The following is a 19914-nucleotide window of genomic DNA, read 5'->3' as shown; positions in this document are numbered from 1 at the left end:
CCGACGCCCCCGGCGCGGCCGGACTCCGCGAGGACCTCACCGCCGCCGGCGCCACCGTCACCATCACGGCCTGCGACGTGGCCGACCGGGAGGCGCTCGCCGCCGTCCTGGCCGCGGTGCCCGCCGACCAGCCGCTCAGCGCCGTCGTCCACGCCGCCGGCGTCCTCGACGACGGCGTGATCGACGGCCTCGACCCGGACCGCTTCACCGCCGTCCACCGGGCCAAGGCCGCCTCGGCGCTGCTGCTCGACGAACTGACCGCCGACCAGGACCTGGCCGTCTTCGCCCTGTTCTCCTCCGCCTCGGCCGCCGTCGGCAACCCGGGCCAGGGTAACTACGCGGCCGCCAACGCCCTCCTCGACGCCCTCGCCGAGCGCCGCCGCGCCCACGGGCGGGCGGCCACCTCGATCGCCTGGGGCGCCTGGGGCGGCGGCGGCATGGCCGCCGACACCCGGGCCGCCGAGGCCGCCCGCCGCACCGGCATCCGGCCGCTCGACCCGGCCGCCGCGGTCAGCGCGCTGCGCCGGACCGTCCTGGACGACGCCCCGACCACCCTGGTGGCCGACGTCGACCCGGAGCGCTTCGTGCGCGCCTTCACCGCCGTCCGGCCGAGTCGTCTGCTCGCCCAGCTGCCCGGCTACGCCGAGCCCCAGGGCCCCGGCGGCGACACCGGGAACGGCCGCGAACTGCGCGCCGAACTCGCCGGACTGCCCCCGGCGCGCCGCGCCGCCACCGTGCTCGGACTGGTCCGCGGCCGGGCCGCCGAGGTGCTCGGACTGCCCGGTATCGAGGCGGTCGGCCCGGACAAGGCCTTCCGGGACCTCGGCTTCGACTCCCTCGGCGCCGTCGAACTGCGCAACCGGCTCGGCGCCGCCACCGGCCTCGACCTCTCCCCGACGCTGGTCTTCGACCACCCGAGCCCGAGCGAGCTCGCCGAGCACCTGCTCGGCCTGCTGCTCACCGGACCCGGCCAGGACAGCAGGGACGCCGAACCCGAGCGGGACCGCCTGCGGGCCCTCCTCGAGTCCGTCCCGCTGGACCGGCTCCGGCGCAGCGGGGTGCTGGACGAGCTGCTGAAGCTCGCCGACGGCGCCGCGGACGGCGGGGCCGCCGAGGACGCCGAGGACGACGACGCCATCGACGCGATGGACCTGGACGACCTGGTGCAGGCCGCCCTGCGCAACGACCCCGACCACGCCCAGGACTGACGGAGCTCCCATGACCACGCCCCACGACAAGGTAGTCGCCGCTCTCCGGTCCTCGCTGAAGGAGTCCGAACGGCTGCGGCAGCAGAACCGCCGGCTGCTGGCCGCAGCCACCGAACCCGTCGCCGTGATCGGCATGGGCTGCCGCTACCCCGGCGGGATCGGTTCGCCCGAGGACCTCTGGGACCTGGTGGCGAGCGGCGCCGACGCCACCGGGGACTACCCGGAGGACCGCGGCTGGGACCTCGGCGCCCTGCGTGACACCGGCGTCGACGAGCGCGGCACCCGGGTCTCCCGGCGCGGGGGCTTCCTCGACGCGGTGTCCGGCTTCGACGCGGACTTCTTCGGGATCTCCCCGCGCGAGGCCGTCACCACCGACCCCCAGCAGCGGCTCCTGCTGGAGACCTCCTGGGAGGCGTTCGAGCGGGCCGGCCTCGACCCGACGGCCCTGCGCGGCAGCCGCACCGGGGTGTTCCTGGGCACCAACGGCCAGGACTACGCCTATCTGCTGGTGCGCTCGCTGGCCGACGCCACCGGCGACATCGGCACCGGCATCGCCGCCTCCGCGCTGTCCGGCCGGCTGTCCTACACCCTCGGGCTGGAGGGCCCGTCGGTGACCGTGGACACCGCCTGCTCCTCCTCGCTGGTCGCCCTGCACTGGGCGGTCCAGGCGCTGCGGGCGGGCGAGTGCACGCTGGCGGTGGCGGGCGGAGTCAACGTGATGTCGACCCCGGGAGCACTGCTGGAGTTCAGCCGGCAGGGCGGGCTGGCCCCGGACGGGCGGTGCAAGGCCTTCGCGGACGGGGCGGACGGCACCGGCTGGTCGGAGGGCGTGGGCGTGCTGGTGCTGGAGCGGCTCTCGGACGCCCGGAGCAACGGGCACCGGGTGCTGGCCGTGGTCCGGGGCTCGGCGGTCAACCAGGACGGCGCCTCCAACGGGTTCACCGCGCCGAACGGGCCGTCCCAACAGCGTGTGATCCGCCAGGCGCTGGCCAACGCCGGGCTGTCCGCCGCCGAGGTGGACGCGGTCGAGGGGCACGGGACGGGCACGCCGCTCGGCGACCCGATCGAGGCCCAGGCGCTGCTGGCCACCTACGGGCGAGGACGGGAGGCCGGCCGGCCGCTCTGGCTCGGCTCGGTCAAGTCGAACCTGGGCCACGCCCAGGCGGCAGCCGGGGTCGCGGGTGTGATCAAGACGGTGATGGCGATGCGGCACGGGGTGCTGCCGAAGACCCTGCACGCGGAGCGGCCGTCCGCGCGGGTGGACTGGTCGGTGGGCGACGTACGGCTGCTGACGGAGGCGCGGGAGTGGCCGGGCGGGGAGCGGCCCCGGCGGGCGGGGGTTTCCTCGTTCGGGATCAGCGGGACGAACGCGCACGTGATCGTCGAGGAGGCACCGCGGGAGGCGCCGCAGGAGGAGGAAGCGGAGGGGCGGCCGTCGGTCGAGCCGGGCGCGGTGCCGTGGGTGGTGTCGGCGAAGTCCGAGGCCGCTTTGAGCGCCCAGCTCGCCCGGCTGGCCACGGTGGGCGGTTCACCCGTGGACGTGGGTCTGTCGTTGGCGGGCCGGTCGCGGTTCGGGCACCGGGCGGTGCTGGTGGACGGCGTGGAGGTCGCGCGGGGTGCCGCGACCGAGCGCTCGACGGCGTTCCTGTTCTCGGGTCAGGGGTCGCAGCGGTTGGGGATGGGGCGGGAGTTGTATGCCCGGTTCCCGGTGTTCGCGGAGGCTTTCGACGCGGTGTGCGCGGGGTTCGGGCTGCCGGTGCGGGAGGTGGTGTGGGGTGAGGACTCGGGGCTGCTGAACCGGACGGACTTCGCTCAGGCGGGGTTGTTCGCGGTGGAGGTGGCGCTGTTCCGGCTGGTGGAGTCGCTGGGCGTGGAGCCGGAGTTCGTGGCCGGTCACTCGATCGGTGAGGTGGCCGCGGCTCATGTGGCGGGGGTGTTCTCGCTGGCGGACGCCTGCACCCTGGTGGCCGCCCGTGGCCGGTTGATGGAGGCGCTGCCCTCGGGTGGCGCGATGCTGGCGGTGCAGGCCACCGAGGAGGAAATGCGGCCGCTGCTGAACGGCGAGGTGTCGATAGCCGCCGTGAACGGGCCGTCCTCGGTGGTCGTTTCGGGCGCGGACGACGCCGTCGCGGTGGTCGAGGCGCACTTCGCCGACCGCCGTACGACCCGGCTGCGGGTGTCGCACGCCTTCCACTCGCCGCTGATGGACCCGATGCTGGACGAATTCCGGCAGGTCCTCAACGGGCTGACGTACAGCGAGCCCTCGATCCCCCTCGTCTCCAACCTGACCGGTGAGCTGGTCACCGGCGCGACCGACGCGGACTACTGGGTGCGCCACGTCCGGGAGACCGTCCGCTTCGCCAACGGTCTGCGCGCCCTGCGTGCGGCCGGGGCCACCGCCTTCGTCGAGCTCGGCCCGGACGGCGTCCTGTCGGCCCTCGCCCAGGAGGCCGCCGCTCCGGCCGTCCCGCTGCTGCGCCGGGACCGGCCGGAAGAGACCGCGCTGGTCACCGGTCTGGCCCGGCTGCACGTCGCCGGTGTGCCGGTGGACTGGGCACGGCTGTTCGGCGGCACCGGCGCCCGGCCCGTCGACCTGCCCACCTACCCCTTCCAGCACGAGCGCTACTGGCCCGCCCCGGGCAGCCTCACCGGGGACGTCGTCGCCGCCGGACTGCTTGCGGCGGACCACCCGCTGCTCGGCGCGGCGGTGCCGCTGGCCGGCACGGACAGCGTGGTGTTCACCGGACGGCTCTCGCCCGGCACGGTGGCCTGGGACAGTGACGCGGACGTCTTCCCGGCCGCCGGGTTCCTGGAGCTGGCACTCCGGGTCGGCGACCACGTCGGCTGCGACCGGGTCGAGCGGCTCACCGTCACCAGCCCGCTGCCCCTGGGCACCGGCGACGGCACGATGGTCCAGATCCGCGCGGGCGCGCCGGACGGGACCGGCGCCCGGGCGGTGACGTTCTACTCGCGCCCCGACGGCCCCCTGGACGAGCCGTGGACCGAACACGCCACCGGGCTGCTGACCACCGGAGCGCGCACCGCCGACTTCGACGCCACGGTCTGGCCGCCGGCCGGCACGGCACCGCAGGGCGAGGGCGTCTGGCGGCGGGGCGAGGAGACCTTCGTCGAGGCGGTGCTCCCGACCGAGGTGAGTGGCTTCGGCCTGCATCCAGCGCTGCTGGCGTCGGTGGTGCGGGCGGACGGCCGTGGGTTGGTGCCGGTGGCGTGGTCCGGGGTGTCGCTGCATGCCTCGGGGGCGTCGGTGGTGCGGGCCCGGCTGGTGCGGACGGGGGCGGAGACGTTGTCGCTCGCCGTGGCGGACGCTGCCGGGGAGCCGGTGCTGTCGGTGGAGTCACTGACGTTGGGTGAGCCCCCGGTGGTGGTGCGGGGTGCTGGGGCGGGCGGGTCGCTGCTGCGGCTGGAGTGGGTGCCGGCACCGTCCCGTACGGGGGCGGCCGTCCGTTCGGTGTGGGTGGAGTCGCCGGCGGAGCTCGACGCTGAGGTGCCGGAGGCGGTGGTGGTGTCCGTGCCGACCGGGCGGGTTCCGGAGGTGGTGCACGAGGTCACGGCGTGGGCGCTCGGGCTGGTGCGGGAGTGGTTGGCGGAGGAGCGTTTCGGGGGTTCGCGGCTGGTCTTCGTGACCAGGAGCGCGGTGCCGGGGGGTGGGGTCTCGGACCTGGCCGGTGCGGCTGTGTGGGGTCTGGTGCGGGCGGCGGAGTCGGAGAACCCGGGCCGCTTCGTGCTGGTGGACACCGACGGTGACGTGCCGCTGGACGCGGTGCTGGCCGTGGGTGAGTCCCAGGTGCTGGTACGTGACGGCGTCGTCCGGGTCGGCCGGTTGACCCGGACCCCGAGCGGCGGGGCGTCCGGCGGCTGGGGCCCGGGCACGGTGGTCGTCACGGGCGGCACCGGCGGCCTGGGGCGGCGGGTGGCGCGGCACCTGGTGGCCGAACACGGTGTTCGGAAGCTGCTGTTGCTGAGCCGCCGGGGTGGTGGCGGTGACTGGGTGGAGGAACTTCGGGAACTCGGCGCCGAGGTCGAGGTGCTGGCCTGCGACGCGGCCGACCGGGAGGCGCTGGCCGGGGCACTGGAGGGCCGGACGATCACCGGCGTGGTGCACGCGGCCGGTGTGCTGGACGACGGCGTGGTCACCGGACTGACGTCCGAACGGCTCACCGCCGTCCTGCGGCCCAAGGTGGACGCGGCCTGGAACCTGCACGAGCTGACGGCCGGCCAGGACCTCGAGGCCTTCGTGCTGTTCTCGTCCGTGTCGGGTGTGCTGGGCAGCGCCGGCCAGGGCAGCTACGCGGCGGCGAACGTCTTCCTGGACGCCCTGGCCGCCTGGCGCCGTCAGCAGGGCCTGCCCGCCCAGTCCCTGGGCTGGGGCGCCTGGGCGCCAACCGACGGCATGACCGGGACGCTCTCCGAGACGGACCTGCACCGGATCCGTTCCGCCGGGGTGCCGCCGCTGACCGAGGAGCAGGGCCTGGCCCTGCTCGACGCCGCCATGACCGTGGACGAGCCCTACCTGGTGGCGACCGGCCGGCTGGCCGCCGGAACGCGCCCGCCCGGCGAGGTGCCGAGCATGTTCCGCGCCCTGCTGCCCGCCGGGCGCCGGACCGCCGCCGGAAGCACGGGGACGGGCGCCGCCCTCGCCGCCCGTCTGCACGCGCTGCGCGAGGCCGACCGGCCGCGCCACCTCGTGGACCTGGTCCGTACCGAGGCCGCCGCCGTCCTCGGCCACGCCTCCGGCCGGGCCGTCGACCCGGAGCGGGAGTTCCGCGACCTCGGGTTCGACTCCCTCACCGCGATCGAGCTGCGCAACCGCCTCACCGCCGTCACCGGGATCCGGCTCCCGGCGACCCTGGTCTTCGACCACCCGACTCCGCACGCCCTCGCCGCGCACCTCCTCGGCGAACTCCTCGACGGGGGCGCCGCCCCGGCGCTCCCGGCCGCCACCACGACCCCCGCGGCCGGAGAACCGGTCGCGATCGTCGGCATGGCCTGCCGTTTCCCGGGCGGCGTCGCCTCACCCGAGGATCTCTGGCGGCTGCTGAGCGAGGGCCGCGACGGCATCTCCGGCTTCCCGGCCGACCGCGGCTGGGACCTGGACGCGCTGTTCGGCACCGGTCACGGCGTCAGCGCCACCCGTCGGGGCGGCTTCCTCACCGGACTGGGCGACTTCGACGCGGGCTTCTTCGGGATCTCCCCGCGCGAGGCCCTCGCGATGGACCCGCAGCAGCGGCTGCTGCTGGAGACCTCCTGGGAGGCGTTCGAGCGGGCCGGCCTCGACCCGGTGGCGCTGCGCGGCAGCCGGACCGGTGTCTTCGTCGGCACCACCGGACAGGACTACGCCTCGCTGGTGATGAACTCACGGGAGGAGGTGGAGGGGCACGCGAGCACCGGGCTGGCCAACAGTGTGATCTCGGGCCGGGTGTCGTACTGCCTCGGTCTGGAGGGGCCCGCCCTCACCATCGACACCGCCTGCTCCTCCTCGCTGGTGGCGATGCACCTGGCCGCGCAGTCCCTGCACAGTGGCGAATGCTCCCTCGCCCTGGCCGGCGGGGTGACCGTGCTGTCCACGCCGATGAGCTTCCTCGGCTTCACCCGGCAGGGCGGGCTGGCCCCGGACGGCCGCTGCAAGGCCTTCGCCGACGGGGCGGACGGCACGGGCTGGTCCGAGGGCGTGGGCGTGCTGGTGCTGGAGCGACTCTCGGACGCGCGGCGCCACGGGCACCCCGTGCTGGCGGTCCTGCGAGGCAGCGCCGTCAACCAGGACGGCGCGTCGAACGGGCTCACCGCGCCGAACGGGCCGTCCCAGCAGCGGGTGATCCGCCAGGCGCTGGCCAACGCCGGGCTGTCCGCCGCCGACGTGGACGCCGTGGAGGCGCACGGCACCGGCACCGCCTTGGGCGACCCGATCGAGGCGCAGGCGTTGCTGGCGACGTACGGGCAGGACCGTGAACAGCCGCTGATGCTGGGCTCGGTGAAGTCCAACCTCGGCCACACCCAGGCGGCCGCCGGTGTGGCGGGTGTGATCAAGACCGTCGAGGCGATGCGGGCGGGGGTACTGCCGAAGACCCTGCACGTGGACGCGCCCTCGTCGCACGTCGACTGGTCGACCGGCGCGGTGGAACTGCTGACGGAGGCGCGGGAGTGGCCTGGCGGGGAGCGGCCCCGGCGGGCGGGGGTGTCCTCGTTCGGGATCAGCGGGACGAACGCGCACGTGATCGTCGAGGAGGCACCGCGGGAGACGCCGCAGGAGGAGGAAGCGGAAACGCGGCCGTCGGTCGAGCCGGGCACGGTGCCGTGGGTGGTCTCGGGCGTCTCGGGGGCGGCGCTGGACGCACAGTTGACGGGCCTCGCCGGGCGGGGCGGCTCGCCCCTGGACGTGGGGCTGTCGTTGGCGGGCCGGTCGCGGTTCGGGCACCGGGCGGTGCTGCTGGACGGCGTGGAGGTGGCCCGGGGCGTCGCCGGTGAGCGGCGGCTCGCGCTGCTGTTCTCCGGTCAGGGGTCGCAGCGGTTGGGGATGGGCCGGGAGTTGTATGCCCGGTTCCCGGTGTTCGCGGAGGCTTTCGACGCGGTGTGTGCGGAGCTGGACCTGCCGGTGCGGGAGGTGGTGTGGGGTGAGGACGCGGAGCTGCTGAACCGGACGGAGTTCGCCCAGGCGGGGTTGTTCGCGGTGGAGGTGGCGTTGTTCCGGCTGGTCGGATCACTCGGTGTGCGGCCGGAGTTCGTGGCCGGGCATTCGATCGGTGAGATCGCCGCGGCGCATGTGGCCGGCGTGTTCTCGCTGGCCGACGCCTGCGCCCTGGTCGCCGCCCGTGGCCGGTTGATGCAGGCGCTTCCGGAGGGCGGCGCGATGCTGGCGGTGCAGGCGACGGAGGAGGAGGTTCGGCCGCTGCTGGGCGAGTCGGTGTCCATAGCCGCCGTCAACGGGCCGTCCTCGGTGGTCGTGTCGGGTACGGAGGAAGCGGTCGCGGCGGTCGAAGCGCGCTTCGCGGACCGCCGCACGACCCGGCTGCGGGTCTCGCACGCCTTCCACTCGGCGCTGATGGACCCGATGCTGGACGACTTCCGGGACGTCCTCAACGGCCTGACGTACCACGCGCCCTCGATCCCGCTGGTCTCCAACCTGACCGGCGAACTGGTCACCGGCACGACGGACGCGGGCTACTGGGTGCGCCACGTCCGCGAGACCGTCCGCTTCGCCGACGGCCTACTCACCCTGGACGCCGTCGGCGCCACCGACTACCTGGAGCTGGGCCCCGGTGGCGTGCTCACCGCCCTCGCCGAGCAGACCCTCGGCCAGGGTGAGCGCGAGGACGATGGCGAGGGCGAGTCCAAGGCCGAGGCCGAGGGCACCGGTCGGGTCGCCGCCGCGGCGCTGCGTGCGGACCGCCCGGAGGAGGTCGCCCTGCTGACCGGCCTCGCCCGGTTGCACGTCGTCGGCGTGCCGGTGGACTGGGCCCGGGTGTTCGACGGCACCGGCGCCCGGCGGGTCGACCTGCCGACCTACGCCTTCCAGCGCGAGCGCTACTGGCCCGCGCAGGCCGCCCGCACCGGTGACGTGGCCGGCGCCGGTCTGGCGTCCGCCGAGCACCCGCTGCTCGGGGCGGTCGTCTCCCCGGCCGATTCGGCGGGCGTCCTGCTGACGGGACGGCTGTCGCTGGCGGCACAGCCCTGGCTGGGCGACCACCGGGTGGGCGGAGCCGCGGCGTTCCCGGCCGGCGGGCTGCTGGAGCTGGCCCTGCGGGCCGGGGACCAGGTCGGCTGCGACCGCGTCGAGCGGTTGACGGTCACCGAGCCGCTGGTGCTGCCGCAGGACGGTGCCGTCGCCGTCCAACTGGTGGCCGGCGCGCCCGACGATTCCGGCACACGCCCGCTGAGCTGCTACGGCCGCCCGGCGGACGCCCCGGAGGAGCCGTGGACCTGCCACGCCACCGGCACCCTGGCGGTCGGCGGCCGCGACGGCGGGTTCGACACCTCGGTGTGGCCCCCGGCGGACGCATCGGCCGTCGAAGCGGAGAGCTGCCACGACCCGCTGGACCACGGCCCGGCCTTCCGCACGCTCCGCGCGGTGTGGCAGCGGGGCGATGAGGTGTTCGCCGAAGCCGTCCTGCCCGGCCGGGCCGAGGACGCGGCGCCCTACGGGCTGCACCCGGCGCTGCTGGAGGCCGCCGTCCAGGCGGCCGGTCTGCTCGGCCCCGAGGACGGTGCGCGACTGGTGCCCGTGGACTGGCGGGAGGTGGCGCTGCACGCGACCGGCGCAGCCGTGGTGCGGCTGCGCGTCGCCCGGACGGGTGGGGATTGCGTGTCGGTCGAGGTCATGGACGCGGCCGGCGGCCCCGTGCTGTCGGCAGGGTCGCTGACCCTGGCCGAGCCGGCCGCCGTCCGCGCGAACGCGGTGCCGGCCGGGGCGCTGCTGCGGCTGGACTGGGTGGACGCGCCCTCGTCGGCCGACGGGACGGTACGCTCGGCGACCCTGGACGGGCCCATGGCCTCGCTGGCCGAGGTGCCGGACGCGGTGCCGGAAGTCGTGCTCGCGCCGGTCGTGGGCGGCCAGGTTCCGGAGGTGGTGCACGAGGTCACGGCGTGGGCGCTCGGGCTGGTGCGGGAGTGGTTGGCGGAGGAGCGTTTCGGGGGTTCGCGGCTGGTCTTCGTGACCAGGGGTGCGGTGCCGGGGGGTGGGGTCTCGGACCTGGCCGGTGCGGCCGTGTGGGGTCTGGTGCGGGCGGCGGAGTCGGAGAACCCGGGCCGCTTCGCCCTGCTCGACGTCGGCTCCACCGCGGACACCACGGCCGCGCTGCCCGTCCTCGCCGCTCAACCGGCCGGCGGTGACTTCCAGTTCGTGGCCCGCCGGGGTGTGGTGCGGGTCGGTCGGCTGGCGCGTGCCGTGGCTGTGGGCGGGTCCTCTTCCGGTTGGGGTGGGGGGACGGTGGTGATCACGGGTGGTACGGGTGGTCTGGGTCGTCTGGTGGCCCGGCATCTGGTGGTGGAGCACGGGGTGCGTGATCTGCTGTTGCTGAGCCGCCGGGGTGGTGGCGGTGACTGGGTGGAGGAACTTCGGGAACTCGGCGCCGTGGTGGAGGTGCTGGCCTGTGACGCGGCCGACCGGGTGGCGCTGGCCGGGGCACTGGAGGGCCGGGCGGTCACGGGGGTGGTGCATGCGGCCGGTGTGCTGGACGACGGTGTGGTCAGTGGGCTGACTCCGGAGCGTCTGGCGGCTGTCCTGCGGCCGAAGGTGGATGCGGCGTGGAACCTGCACGAGTTGACGGCGGGGCAGGAGCTGAGGGCTTTCGTGCTGTTCTCCTCGGTTTCGGGGGTGATGGGCAGTGCGGGGCAGGGCAACTACGCGGCGGCGAACGTGTTCCTGGACGCGTTGGCGGCGTGGCGCCGTCAGCAGGGCCTGCCCGCCCAGTCCCTGGGCTGGGGGGCGTGGGTGCCCACGGCGGGGATGACCGGGACGCTGAGCGATGCGGACCTGCAGCGGATCCGTTCCGCCGGGGTGCCGCCGCTGACCGAGGAGCAGGGCCTGGCCCTGCTCGACGCCGCCATGACCCTGGACGAGCCCTACCTCGTCCCCATCGGCCGCGCCGCCGGCCCGTCGAGGATGCCCGGCGCCGTGCCCGCACTGCTGCGCGGCCTGGTCCGCGGCGCCCGCCGGGTGGCCGAGTCCGGAGGCGGCAGCACCGGGACGGTCACCGCGCTGGCGGCCCGTCTGGCCGGACTGCGCGAGGGCGACCGGCTGCGCCACCTCACCGGCCTGGTCCGGACCGAGGCCGCGGCCGTCCTCGGCCACGGCTCGGCGCAGTCCGTTGAGGCCGACCGGGACTTCCACGACCTCGGCGTCGACTCCCTCACCGCCCTGGAACTGCGCAACCGCCTCACCGCCGTCACCGGCCTGCGGCTGCCCGCCACCCTGGTCTTCGACCACCCCACCCCGGCCGTCCTGGCCGCCCACCTCCTCGGTGTGCTCCTGGACCGGCGGGACACCGCGGACGGTGCCGCGCTGCTCGGGCAACTCGACCGGCTCGACGAGGCCCTGGCGGACGGAGACACCGACCGGGCGACCCGGGACGCTCTGTCCCTCCGGCTGCGCCGAATGCTGGAGAAATTGCGAATCCTCGACGCCCAGAATGCCGAGGACGGCGTCGCGGAGCGACTCGAAGCGGCGAGTGCGGACGAGGTCCTCGCCTTCATCGACAACGAGCTCGGCCGTCTCAGCGACCGCTGACCGCACCTGCCTCTACACAGGAAGGCACCACCTCCCATGTCGAACGACAGCAAGCTCGTTGACTACCTCAAGTGGGTCACGGCCGACCTGCACCAGACCCGCCAACGGCTGCTGGAAGTCGAGTCCGGCCGGCACGAGCCGATCGCCGTCGTCGGCATGGCCTGCCGTCTGCCGGGCGGGGTGACCACCCCCGAGGAACTCTGGCGGCTGGTCGCGGACGGGCGGGACGGCATCACCGCCTTCCCGGCCGACCGCGGCTGGGACCTGGCGGCGCTGTCCGGCGAGGGCGCCGGGAGCAGTGCCGCGATCGAGGGCGGATTCATCGCGGCGGCCGACTTCGACGCGGACTTCTTCGGGATCTCCCCGCGCGAGGCCCTCGCGATGGACCCGCAGCAGCGGCTCCTGCTGGAGACCTCCTGGGAGGCGTTCGAGCGGGCGGGCGTCGACCCGGCGGGCCTGCGCGGCACCCGGACCGGCGTCTTCGTCGGCACGGCGGGCGTCGACTACGTCGGTGTGGTCATGAACGCAGAGGAGGACATGGAGGGCCACGCGACCACCGGCCTGACAGCGAGCGTGCTGTCCGGCCGCCTGTCGTACACCTTCGGGCTGGAGGGCCCGGCGGTGACGGTCGACACCGCCTGCTCCTCCTCCCTGGTGGCGATGCACCTGGCCTCGCAGGCGCTGCGGGCCGGCGAGTGCACCCTCGCCCTCGCGGGCGGCGTGACGGTGCTCTCCACTCCGATGAGCTTCGCGGGCTTCAGCCGGCAGGGCGGGCTGGCCCCGGACGGGCGGTGCAAGGCCTTCGCGGACGCCGCCGACGGAACGGGCTGGGCCGAGGGCGCCGGCGTGCTGGTGCTGGAGCGGCTGTCCGACGCCCGGAGCAACGGGCACCCGGTGCTCGCGGTGCTGCGCGGTTCGGCCGTCAACCAGGACGGTGCCTCCAACGGGCTGACCGCGCCCAACGGGCCGTCCCAGCAGCGCGTCATCCGCGCCGCCCTGACGGCTGCCGGACTCTCCGCCGCCGAGGTGGACGCGGTCGAGGGGCACGGGACGGGGACGCCGCTGGGCGACCCGATCGAGGCGCAGGCGCTGCTGGCGACGTACGGGCAGGACCGTGAACGGCCGCTGCTGCTGGGCTCGTTGAAGTCCAACATCGGCCACACCCAGGCCGCCGCCGGGGTCGCGGGCGTGATCAAGACGGTGATGGCGATGCGGCACGGGGTGCTGCCGCGGACCCTGCACGTGGACGCGCCGTCCGGTGAGGTGGACTGGTCGGCGGGGGCGGTGGAGCTGCTGGCCGAGGCCCGGGACTGGCCGGAGACCGGTCAGCCGCGCCGGGCCGGCGTCTCGGCCTTCGGGATCAGCGGCACCAATGCCCATGTGATCGTGGAGCAGGCGCCGGAGGAGGCCGTGGAAGAGGAGCCCGCGGCCGTGGTCGCCGGGCCGGTGGTGGTGCCGTGGGTGGTGTCGGCGAAGTCGGAGACCGCGCTGGACGCACAGCTGACCGCGCTCGCCGGGTCGGCCGGTTCACCCGTGGACGTGGGTCTGTCGTTGGCGGGCCGGTCGCGGTTCGGGCACCGGGCGGTGCTGGTGGACGGCGTGGAGGTCGCGCGGGGTGCCGCGACCGAGCGCTCGACGGCGTTCCTGTTCTCGGGTCAGGGGTCGCAGCGGTTGGGGATGGGGCGGGAGTTGTATGCCCGGTTCCCGGTGTTCGCGGAGGCTTTCGACGCGGTGTGCGCGGGGTTCGAGCTGCCGGTGCGGGAGGTGGTGTGGGGTGAGGACTCGGGGCTGCTGAACCGGACGGACTTCGCTCAGGCGGGGTTGTTCGCGGTGGAGGTGGCGCTGTTCCGGCTGGTGGAGTCGCTGGGCGTGGAGCCGGAGTTCGTGGCCGGTCACTCGATCGGTGAGGTGGCCGCGGCTCATGTGGCGGGGGTGTTCTCGCTGGCGGACGCCTGCACCCTGGTGGCCGCCCGTGGCCGGTTGATGGAGGCGCTGCCCTCGGGTGGCGCGATGCTGGCGGTGCAGGCCACCGAGGAGGAGGTCCGGCCGCTGCTGAAGGACGAGGTGTCGATAGCCGCCGTCAACGGCCCGTCCTCGGTGGTCGTTTCGGGTACGGAGGAGGCGGTCGCGGTGGTCGAAGCGCACTTCGCCGACCGCCGTACGACCCGGCTGCGGGTGTCGCACGCCTTCCACTCGCCGCTGATGGACCCGATGCTGGCGGACTTCCGGGACGTCCTCAACGGTCTGACGTACCACGCGCCGTCGATCCCGCTGGTCTCCAACCTGACCGGTGAGCTGGTCACCGGCGCGACCGACGCGGACTACTGGGTGCGCCACGTCCGGGAGACCGTCCGCTTCGCCGACGGCCTGGGCGCCCTGCGCGCGGCCGGGGCCACGGCCTTCCTGGAACTCGGCCCGGACGGCGTGCTCGCCGCGCTGGCCGAGCGGAACCTCGACGAGCACGAGGGCGGCACGACCTCCCCGGCCGTCCCGCTGCTGCGCCGGGACCGGTCGGAGGAGGCCGCCCTGGTCACCGCCCTCGCCCGGCTGCACGTCACCGGTGTGGCGGTGGACTGGGCGCGGATGTTCGACGGCACCGGCGCCCGGCCCGTCGACCTGCCCACCTACCCCTTCCAGCACGAACGCTACTGGCCGCGCCCGGCCCGGCGTCTCGGTGACCTGACCGGAGCCGGACTGGCCTCCGCCGAACACCCCCTGCTGGGCGCCACCCTCGCCCTGGCGAACGCCGAGGGCACCCTGCTGACGGGCCGGCTGTCGTTGGCGGTGCAGCCCTGGCTGGGCGACCACCGGGTGGGCGGAGTGGCCGTGTTCCCGCCGACCGGGTACCTGGAGCTGGCCGTGCGGGCGGGTGACCAGGTGGGCTGCGACCGGGTCGAGCGGCTGACCGTCACCGAGCCGCTGGTGCTGCCGGAGGACGGCTCGGTCGTGGTCCAGATCCAGGTGGGTGCGCCGGACGGCTCCGGCGCGTGCCCGGTGCGGGTCTTCTCCCGCACGGACGCCGAGCCCGACGCGCCGTGGACGGAGCACGCCGTGGGCGCACTCGTCCGCGGCGAGCGGCCCGCCGGCTTCGACGCCTCGGTCTGGCCGCCCAAGGGGGCGGTGGTGGCCGATCCGGCGGCGGTGCGCGAGGAGGCGGAACTGGGCGAGGCCTTCGAGGGGCTGCGTTCGCTCTGGCGGCGGGGCGAGGAGACCTTCGTCGAGGCGGTGCTCCCGACCGAGGCGGCGGGCTTCGGCCTGCATCCGGCGCTGCTGGCGGCGGTGGTGCGGGCGGACGGCCGTGGGTTGGTGCCGGTGGCGTGGTCCGGGGTGTCGCTGCATGCCTCGGGGGCGTCGGTGGTGCGGGCCCGGCTGGTGCGGACGGGTGCGGAGACGTTGTCGCTTGCCGTGGCGGACGCTGCCGGGGAGCCGGTGCTGTCGGTGGAGTCACTGACGTTGGGTGAGCCCCCGGTGGTGGTGCGGGGTGCTGGGGCGGGCGGGTCGCTGCTGCGGCTGGAGTGGGTGCCGGCACCGTCCCGTACGGGGGCGGCCGTCCGTTCGGTGTGGGTGGAGTCGCCGGCGGAGCTCGACGCGGAGGTGCCGGAGGCGGTGGTGGTGTCCGTGCCGGCCGGGCGGGTTCCGGAGGTGGTGCACGAGGTCACGGCGTGGGCGCTCGGGCTGGTGCGGGAGTGGTTGGCGGAGGAGCGTTTCGGGGGTTCTCGGCTGGTCTTCGTGACCAGGGGTGCGGTGCCGGGGGGTGGGGTCTCGGACCTGGCCGGTGCGGCTGTGTGGGGTCTGGTGCGGGCGGCGGAGTCGGAGAACCCGGGCCGCTTCGTGCTGGTGGACACCGACGGTGACGTGCCGCTGGACGCGGTGCTGGCCGTGGGTGAGTCCCAGGTGCTGGTACGTGACGGCGTCGTCCGGGTCGGTCGGCTGGCGCGTGCCGTGGCTGTGGGCGGGTCCTCTTCCGGTTGGGGTGGGGGGACGGTGGTGATCACGGGTGGTACGGGTGGTCTGGGTCGTCTGGTGGCCCGGCATCTGGTGGTGGAGCACGGGGTGCGTGATCTGCTGTTGCTGAGCCGCCGGGGTGGTGGCGGTGACTGGGTGGAGGAACTTCGGGAACTCGGCGCCGTGGTGGAGGTGCTGGCCTGTGACGCGGCCGACCGGGTGGCGCTGGCCGGGGCACTGGAGGGCCGGGCGGTCACGGGGGTGGTGCATGCGGCCGGTGTGCTGGACGACGGTGTGGTCAGTGGGCTGACTCCGGAGCGTCTGGCGGCTGTCCTGCGGCCGAAGGTGGATGCGGCGTGGAACCTGCACGAGTTGACGGCGGGGCAGGAGCTGAGGGCTTTCGTGCTGTTCTCCTCGGTTTCGGGGGTGATGGGCAGTGCGGGGCAGGGCAACTACGCGGCGGCGAACGTGTTCCTGGACGCGTTGGCGGCGTGGCGCCGTCAGCAGGGCCTGCCCGCCCAGTCCCTGGGCTGGGGGGCGTGGGTGCCCACGGCGGGGATGACCGGGACGCTGAGCGATGCGGACCTGCAGCGGATCCGTTCCGCCGGGGTGCCGCCGCTGACCGAGGAGCAGGGCCTGGCCCTGCTCGACGCCGCCATGACCCTGGCCGAGCCCTACCTGGTGGCGACCGGCCGGATGGCCGCCGGAGCCCGCCCGCGCGGCGAGGTGCCGACCATGTTCCGCGCCCTGCTGCCCGCCGGGCGCCGTACCGCCTCCGCCACCGGCACGGGCGCCGCCGCCATGACGGCCCTCGCCGCCCACCTGTACGGGCTGCGCGGCACCGACCGGCTGCGCCACCTCCTCGACCTGGTGCGCAGCGAGGCCGCCACCGTCCTCGGCCACCCCGGACCGCAGTCCGTCGCCGCCGACCGGGACTTCCACGACCTCGGCGTCGACTCCCTCACCGCCCTGGAACTGCGCAACCGCCTCACCGCCGTCACCGGCCTGCGGCTGCCCGCCACCCTGGTCTTCGACCACCCCACCCCCACGGCCATCGCGGAACTCCTGCTCGCCGAGGTGCTCGGCGGCCGGGACGAACCCGAACTCCCGCCGCTCGAACCCGCCGCCGCCACCGACGACCCGATCGCGATCGTCGGCATGGCCTGCCGACTGCCCGGCGGGATCGGCACGCCCGAGGAGCTGTGGGAGCTGGTCGCCGAAGGGCGCGAGGGCATATCCGACTTCCCCACCGACCGGGGCTGGGACCTCGACACCCTGCTCGGCGGCGGCCCCGGCGACCGGGGGCGCAGCGCCACCGCCAAGGGCGGCTTCCTGCACGGAGTGGCCGACTTCGACGCCGCGTTCTTCGGGATCTCGCCGCGCGAGGCCCTCGCCATGGACCCGCAGCAGCGGCTCCTGCTGGAGACCTCCTGGGAGGCCGTCGAGCGGGCCGGCATCGACCCGGTGGCGCTGCGCGGCAGCCGGACCGGTGTGTTCGTCGGCACCGGCGGCCAGGACTACCTGACCCTCGTCATGAACTCCGCCGAGGACATCGAGGGGCACGCGAGCACCGGCCTGGCGGCGAGTGTGGTCTCCGGCCGGATCTCGTACACCTTCGGGCTGGAAGGCCCGGCGGTCACCGTCGACACCGCCTGCTCCTCCTCCCTGGTGGCGATGCACCTGGCCGCGCAGTCCCTGCGCAGCGGCGAGTGCACCCTCGCTCTGGCCGGAGGCGTGACCGTGATGTCCTCCTCACTGGGATTCCCCGGCTTCACCCGGCAGGGCGGGTTGGCCCCGGACGGGCGGTGCAAGGCCTTCGCCGACGGGGCGGACGGCACCGGCTGGTCCGAGGGCGCCGGCGTGCTGGTGCTGGAACGGCTGTCGGACGCGCGCCGCAACGGGCACCCCGTCCTCGCCGTGGTGCGAGGCTCGGCCGTCAACCAGGACGGCGCCTCCAACGGACTGACGGCGCCCAACGGGCCCTCCCAGCAGCGCGTCATCCGCCAGGCCCTCGCCAACGCCCGGCTCTCGCCGGCCGAGGTCGACTTCGTCGAGGGCCACGGCACGGGCACCACCCTGGGCGACCCGATCGAGGCCCAGGCGCTGCTGGCCACCTACGGGCAGGACCGTGAACGGCCGCTGCTGCTGGGCTCGTTGAAGTCCAACATCGGCCACACCCAGGCCGCCGCGGGAGCGGCCGGCGTGATCAAGGCGGTGCTCGCGATGCGGCACGGGGTGCTGCCGCGCACCCTGCACGTGGACGCGCCGTCCTCACACGTCGACTGGACGGCCGGGGACATCCGGCTGCTCACCCGGGCGGAGGAATGGCCGCAGACCGGCCGGCCACGCCGGGCGGGCGTCTCGGCGTTCGGGATCAGCGGCACCAATGCGCACGTGATCGTCGAGGAGGCGCCGTCGGTCGACGCCCCCGCCGCGGATCAGGTGCCCGTGCCCGTGACGGTGCCGGCCGTGGTGCCGTGGGTGCTGGCGGGCAAGTCGGAGGCGGCGCTGGACGCGCAGCTGACCGGGCCGGCGACGGTTGAGGGCTCTCCGCTGGACATCGGCCTGTCGCTGGCCACCGGGCGCTCGCGGTTCGCGAACCGGGCGGTGCTGCTGGACGGCGTCGAGGTGGCCCGGGGCGTCGCCGACGGCGAGCGTCGGACGGCACTGCTCTTCTCCGGTCAGGGTTCCCAACGGCTCGGCATGGGGCGGGAGTTGTATGCCCGGTTCCCGGTGTTCGCGGAGGCTTTCGACGCGGTGTGCGCGGGGTTCGGGCTGCCGGTGCGGGAGGTGGTGTGGGGCGAGGACGCGGAGCTGCTGAACCGGACGGACTTCGCCCAGGCGGGGTTGTTCGCGGTGGAGGTGGCGCTGTTCCGGCTGGTCGAATCACTTGGCGTGCGGCCGGAGTTCGTGGCCGGTCACTCGATCGGTGAGGTGGCCGCCGCGCACGTGGCGGGGGTGTTCTCGCTGGCGGACGCGTGTGCGCTGGTGGCGGCGCGTGGCCGGTTGATGCAGGCGCTTCCGGAGGGTGGCGCGATGCTGGCGATCGAGGCGACGGAGGAGGAGGTCCGGCCGCTGCTGAACGACGAGGTGTCGACAGCCGCCGTCAACGGCCCGTCCTCGGTGGTTGTGTCAGGCACGGAGGAAGCGGTCGCGGCGATCGAAGCGCACTTCGCCGACCGCCGCACGACCCGCCTGCGGGTCTCGCACGCCTTCCACTCACCCCTCATGGACCCGATGCTGGAGGACTTCCGGCAGGTCCTCGACGGCCTGACCTACCAGGCGCCGTCGATCCCGCTGGTCTCCAACCTGACCGGCGAGCCGGTCACCGGCACGACGGACGCGGACTACTGGGTGCGCCACGTCCGGGAGACCGTCCGCTTCGCCGACGGCCTCCGCACCCTCCACGCCGCCGGTGCCACCGACTACCTGGAACTGGGCCCCGACGCTGCGCTGTCCCCGGCCGTCTGCCAGACCCTCGCCGAGGCCCCGGGCGCCCCGGGCGCCGTCGTGGAACCGGCCTGCCGTCGCGGCCGAGCCGAGGAGAGCACCCTGCTGACCGCGCTCGCCCGGCTGCACGTCGTCGGCGGAACCGTCGACTGGGCCCGGGTGTTCGACGGCACCGGCGCCCGGCGGGTCGACCTGCCCACCTACGCCTTCCAGCGTGAGCGCTACTGGCCCAGGACGCACGCTCCGGCCGGACGGCCGGGCGCCGCGCCGGAGGACGCGCTGGACGCCCGGTTCTGGGCGGCCGTCGAGGGCGAGGACCTGGACGCGCTCGCAGCCGACCTGGCCGTGGACGGCGCGGCGCTCGGATCCGTCCTCCCCGCGCTGTCCGCCTGGCGGCGCCACCACCGAGACCAGTCCCTGCTGGACGCGCTGCGCTTCCACGAGTCCTGGCCCGAGCTGGCGGGCGGCTCGACGGCCCGCCCGGCCGGCCCGTGGCTGGTCGTGACACCGGCCGAGGGCGGCGACGAGGCCTGGGCGGCGGCAGCCTGCGAGGCGGTCGGCGCGGAGGCCCTGTGCCTGTCCGTGCGCACCACCGAGCGGGCCGAGCTGGCCGCGCTGCTGCGCGAACTGCCGACGGCCGGAAGGCCGTTCGCCGGTGTGCTGTCCCTGCTGGCGCTCGGCGCCGCAGACCTGCCCGCCGCCGGCACCCTCACCCTGCTGCAGGCCCTGCGCGACACCGGCCTCACCGCCCCGCTGTGGTGCCTGACCCGCGGCGCGGTCGCGGTGGCCCGCACCGAGGCACCGGCCGCGCCCGAGCAGGCCGCCGTCTGGGGCCTCGGCCGGGTCGCCGCCCTGGAACACCCCCAGCAGTGGGGCGGCCTGATCGACCTGCCCGAGGCGCCGGACCCGGCCGCCGTGCGCCGGCTGGCCGCCGTGCTCGCCGCGACCGACGGCGAGGACCAGCTCGCGATCCGGGCCACCGCCGTGCACGCGCGCCGGCTCACCCCGGCCCCGGCCGGCTCCCCGGACGCCGGCTGGACCCCGGGGGAGAGCCGCGGCACCGTGCTGATC

At 75.2% G+C, this 19914-nt stretch carries 3 protein-coding genes and 1 pseudogene; all 4 read left to right on the top strand.

What is annotated here, in order from left to right:
* Positions 1–77 precede the first annotated feature (77 nt).
* Complete coding sequence (locus HS99_RS36835) at positions 78–1208, top strand: beta-ketoacyl reductase (RefSeq protein WP_442354877.1); 1131 nt, start codon at positions 78–80, stop codon at positions 1206–1208.
* Between the two features lie 10 nt (positions 1209–1218).
* Positions 1219–11448 carry a type I polyketide synthase gene (locus HS99_RS36830; protein ID WP_050366848.1) on the top strand — a complete coding sequence of 3410 codons (10230 nt, stop codon included), beginning with the start codon at positions 1219–1221 and terminating at the stop codon, positions 11446–11448.
* A 36-nt stretch (positions 11449–11484) separates the two neighbouring features.
* Positions 11485–14844 (top strand): annotated as a pseudogene (locus HS99_RS48760) (type I polyketide synthase); the annotation flags it as partial.
* On the top strand, positions 14821–19914 hold a 5094-nt coding region (locus HS99_RS48755), incomplete at its 3' end, for a type I polyketide synthase (RefSeq protein WP_503104916.1). The pseudogene HS99_RS48760 and the gene HS99_RS48755, both read left to right, overlap by 24 nt.

Origin of the sequence: Kitasatospora aureofaciens (assembly GCF_001188955.3) — a bacterium.
Taxonomy (GTDB): domain Bacteria; phylum Actinomycetota; class Actinomycetes; order Streptomycetales; family Streptomycetaceae; genus Kitasatospora; species Kitasatospora aureofaciens.
Note: the sequence above shows the minus strand (reverse complement) of the source record. Positions and strands in the feature narration are given on the sequence as shown.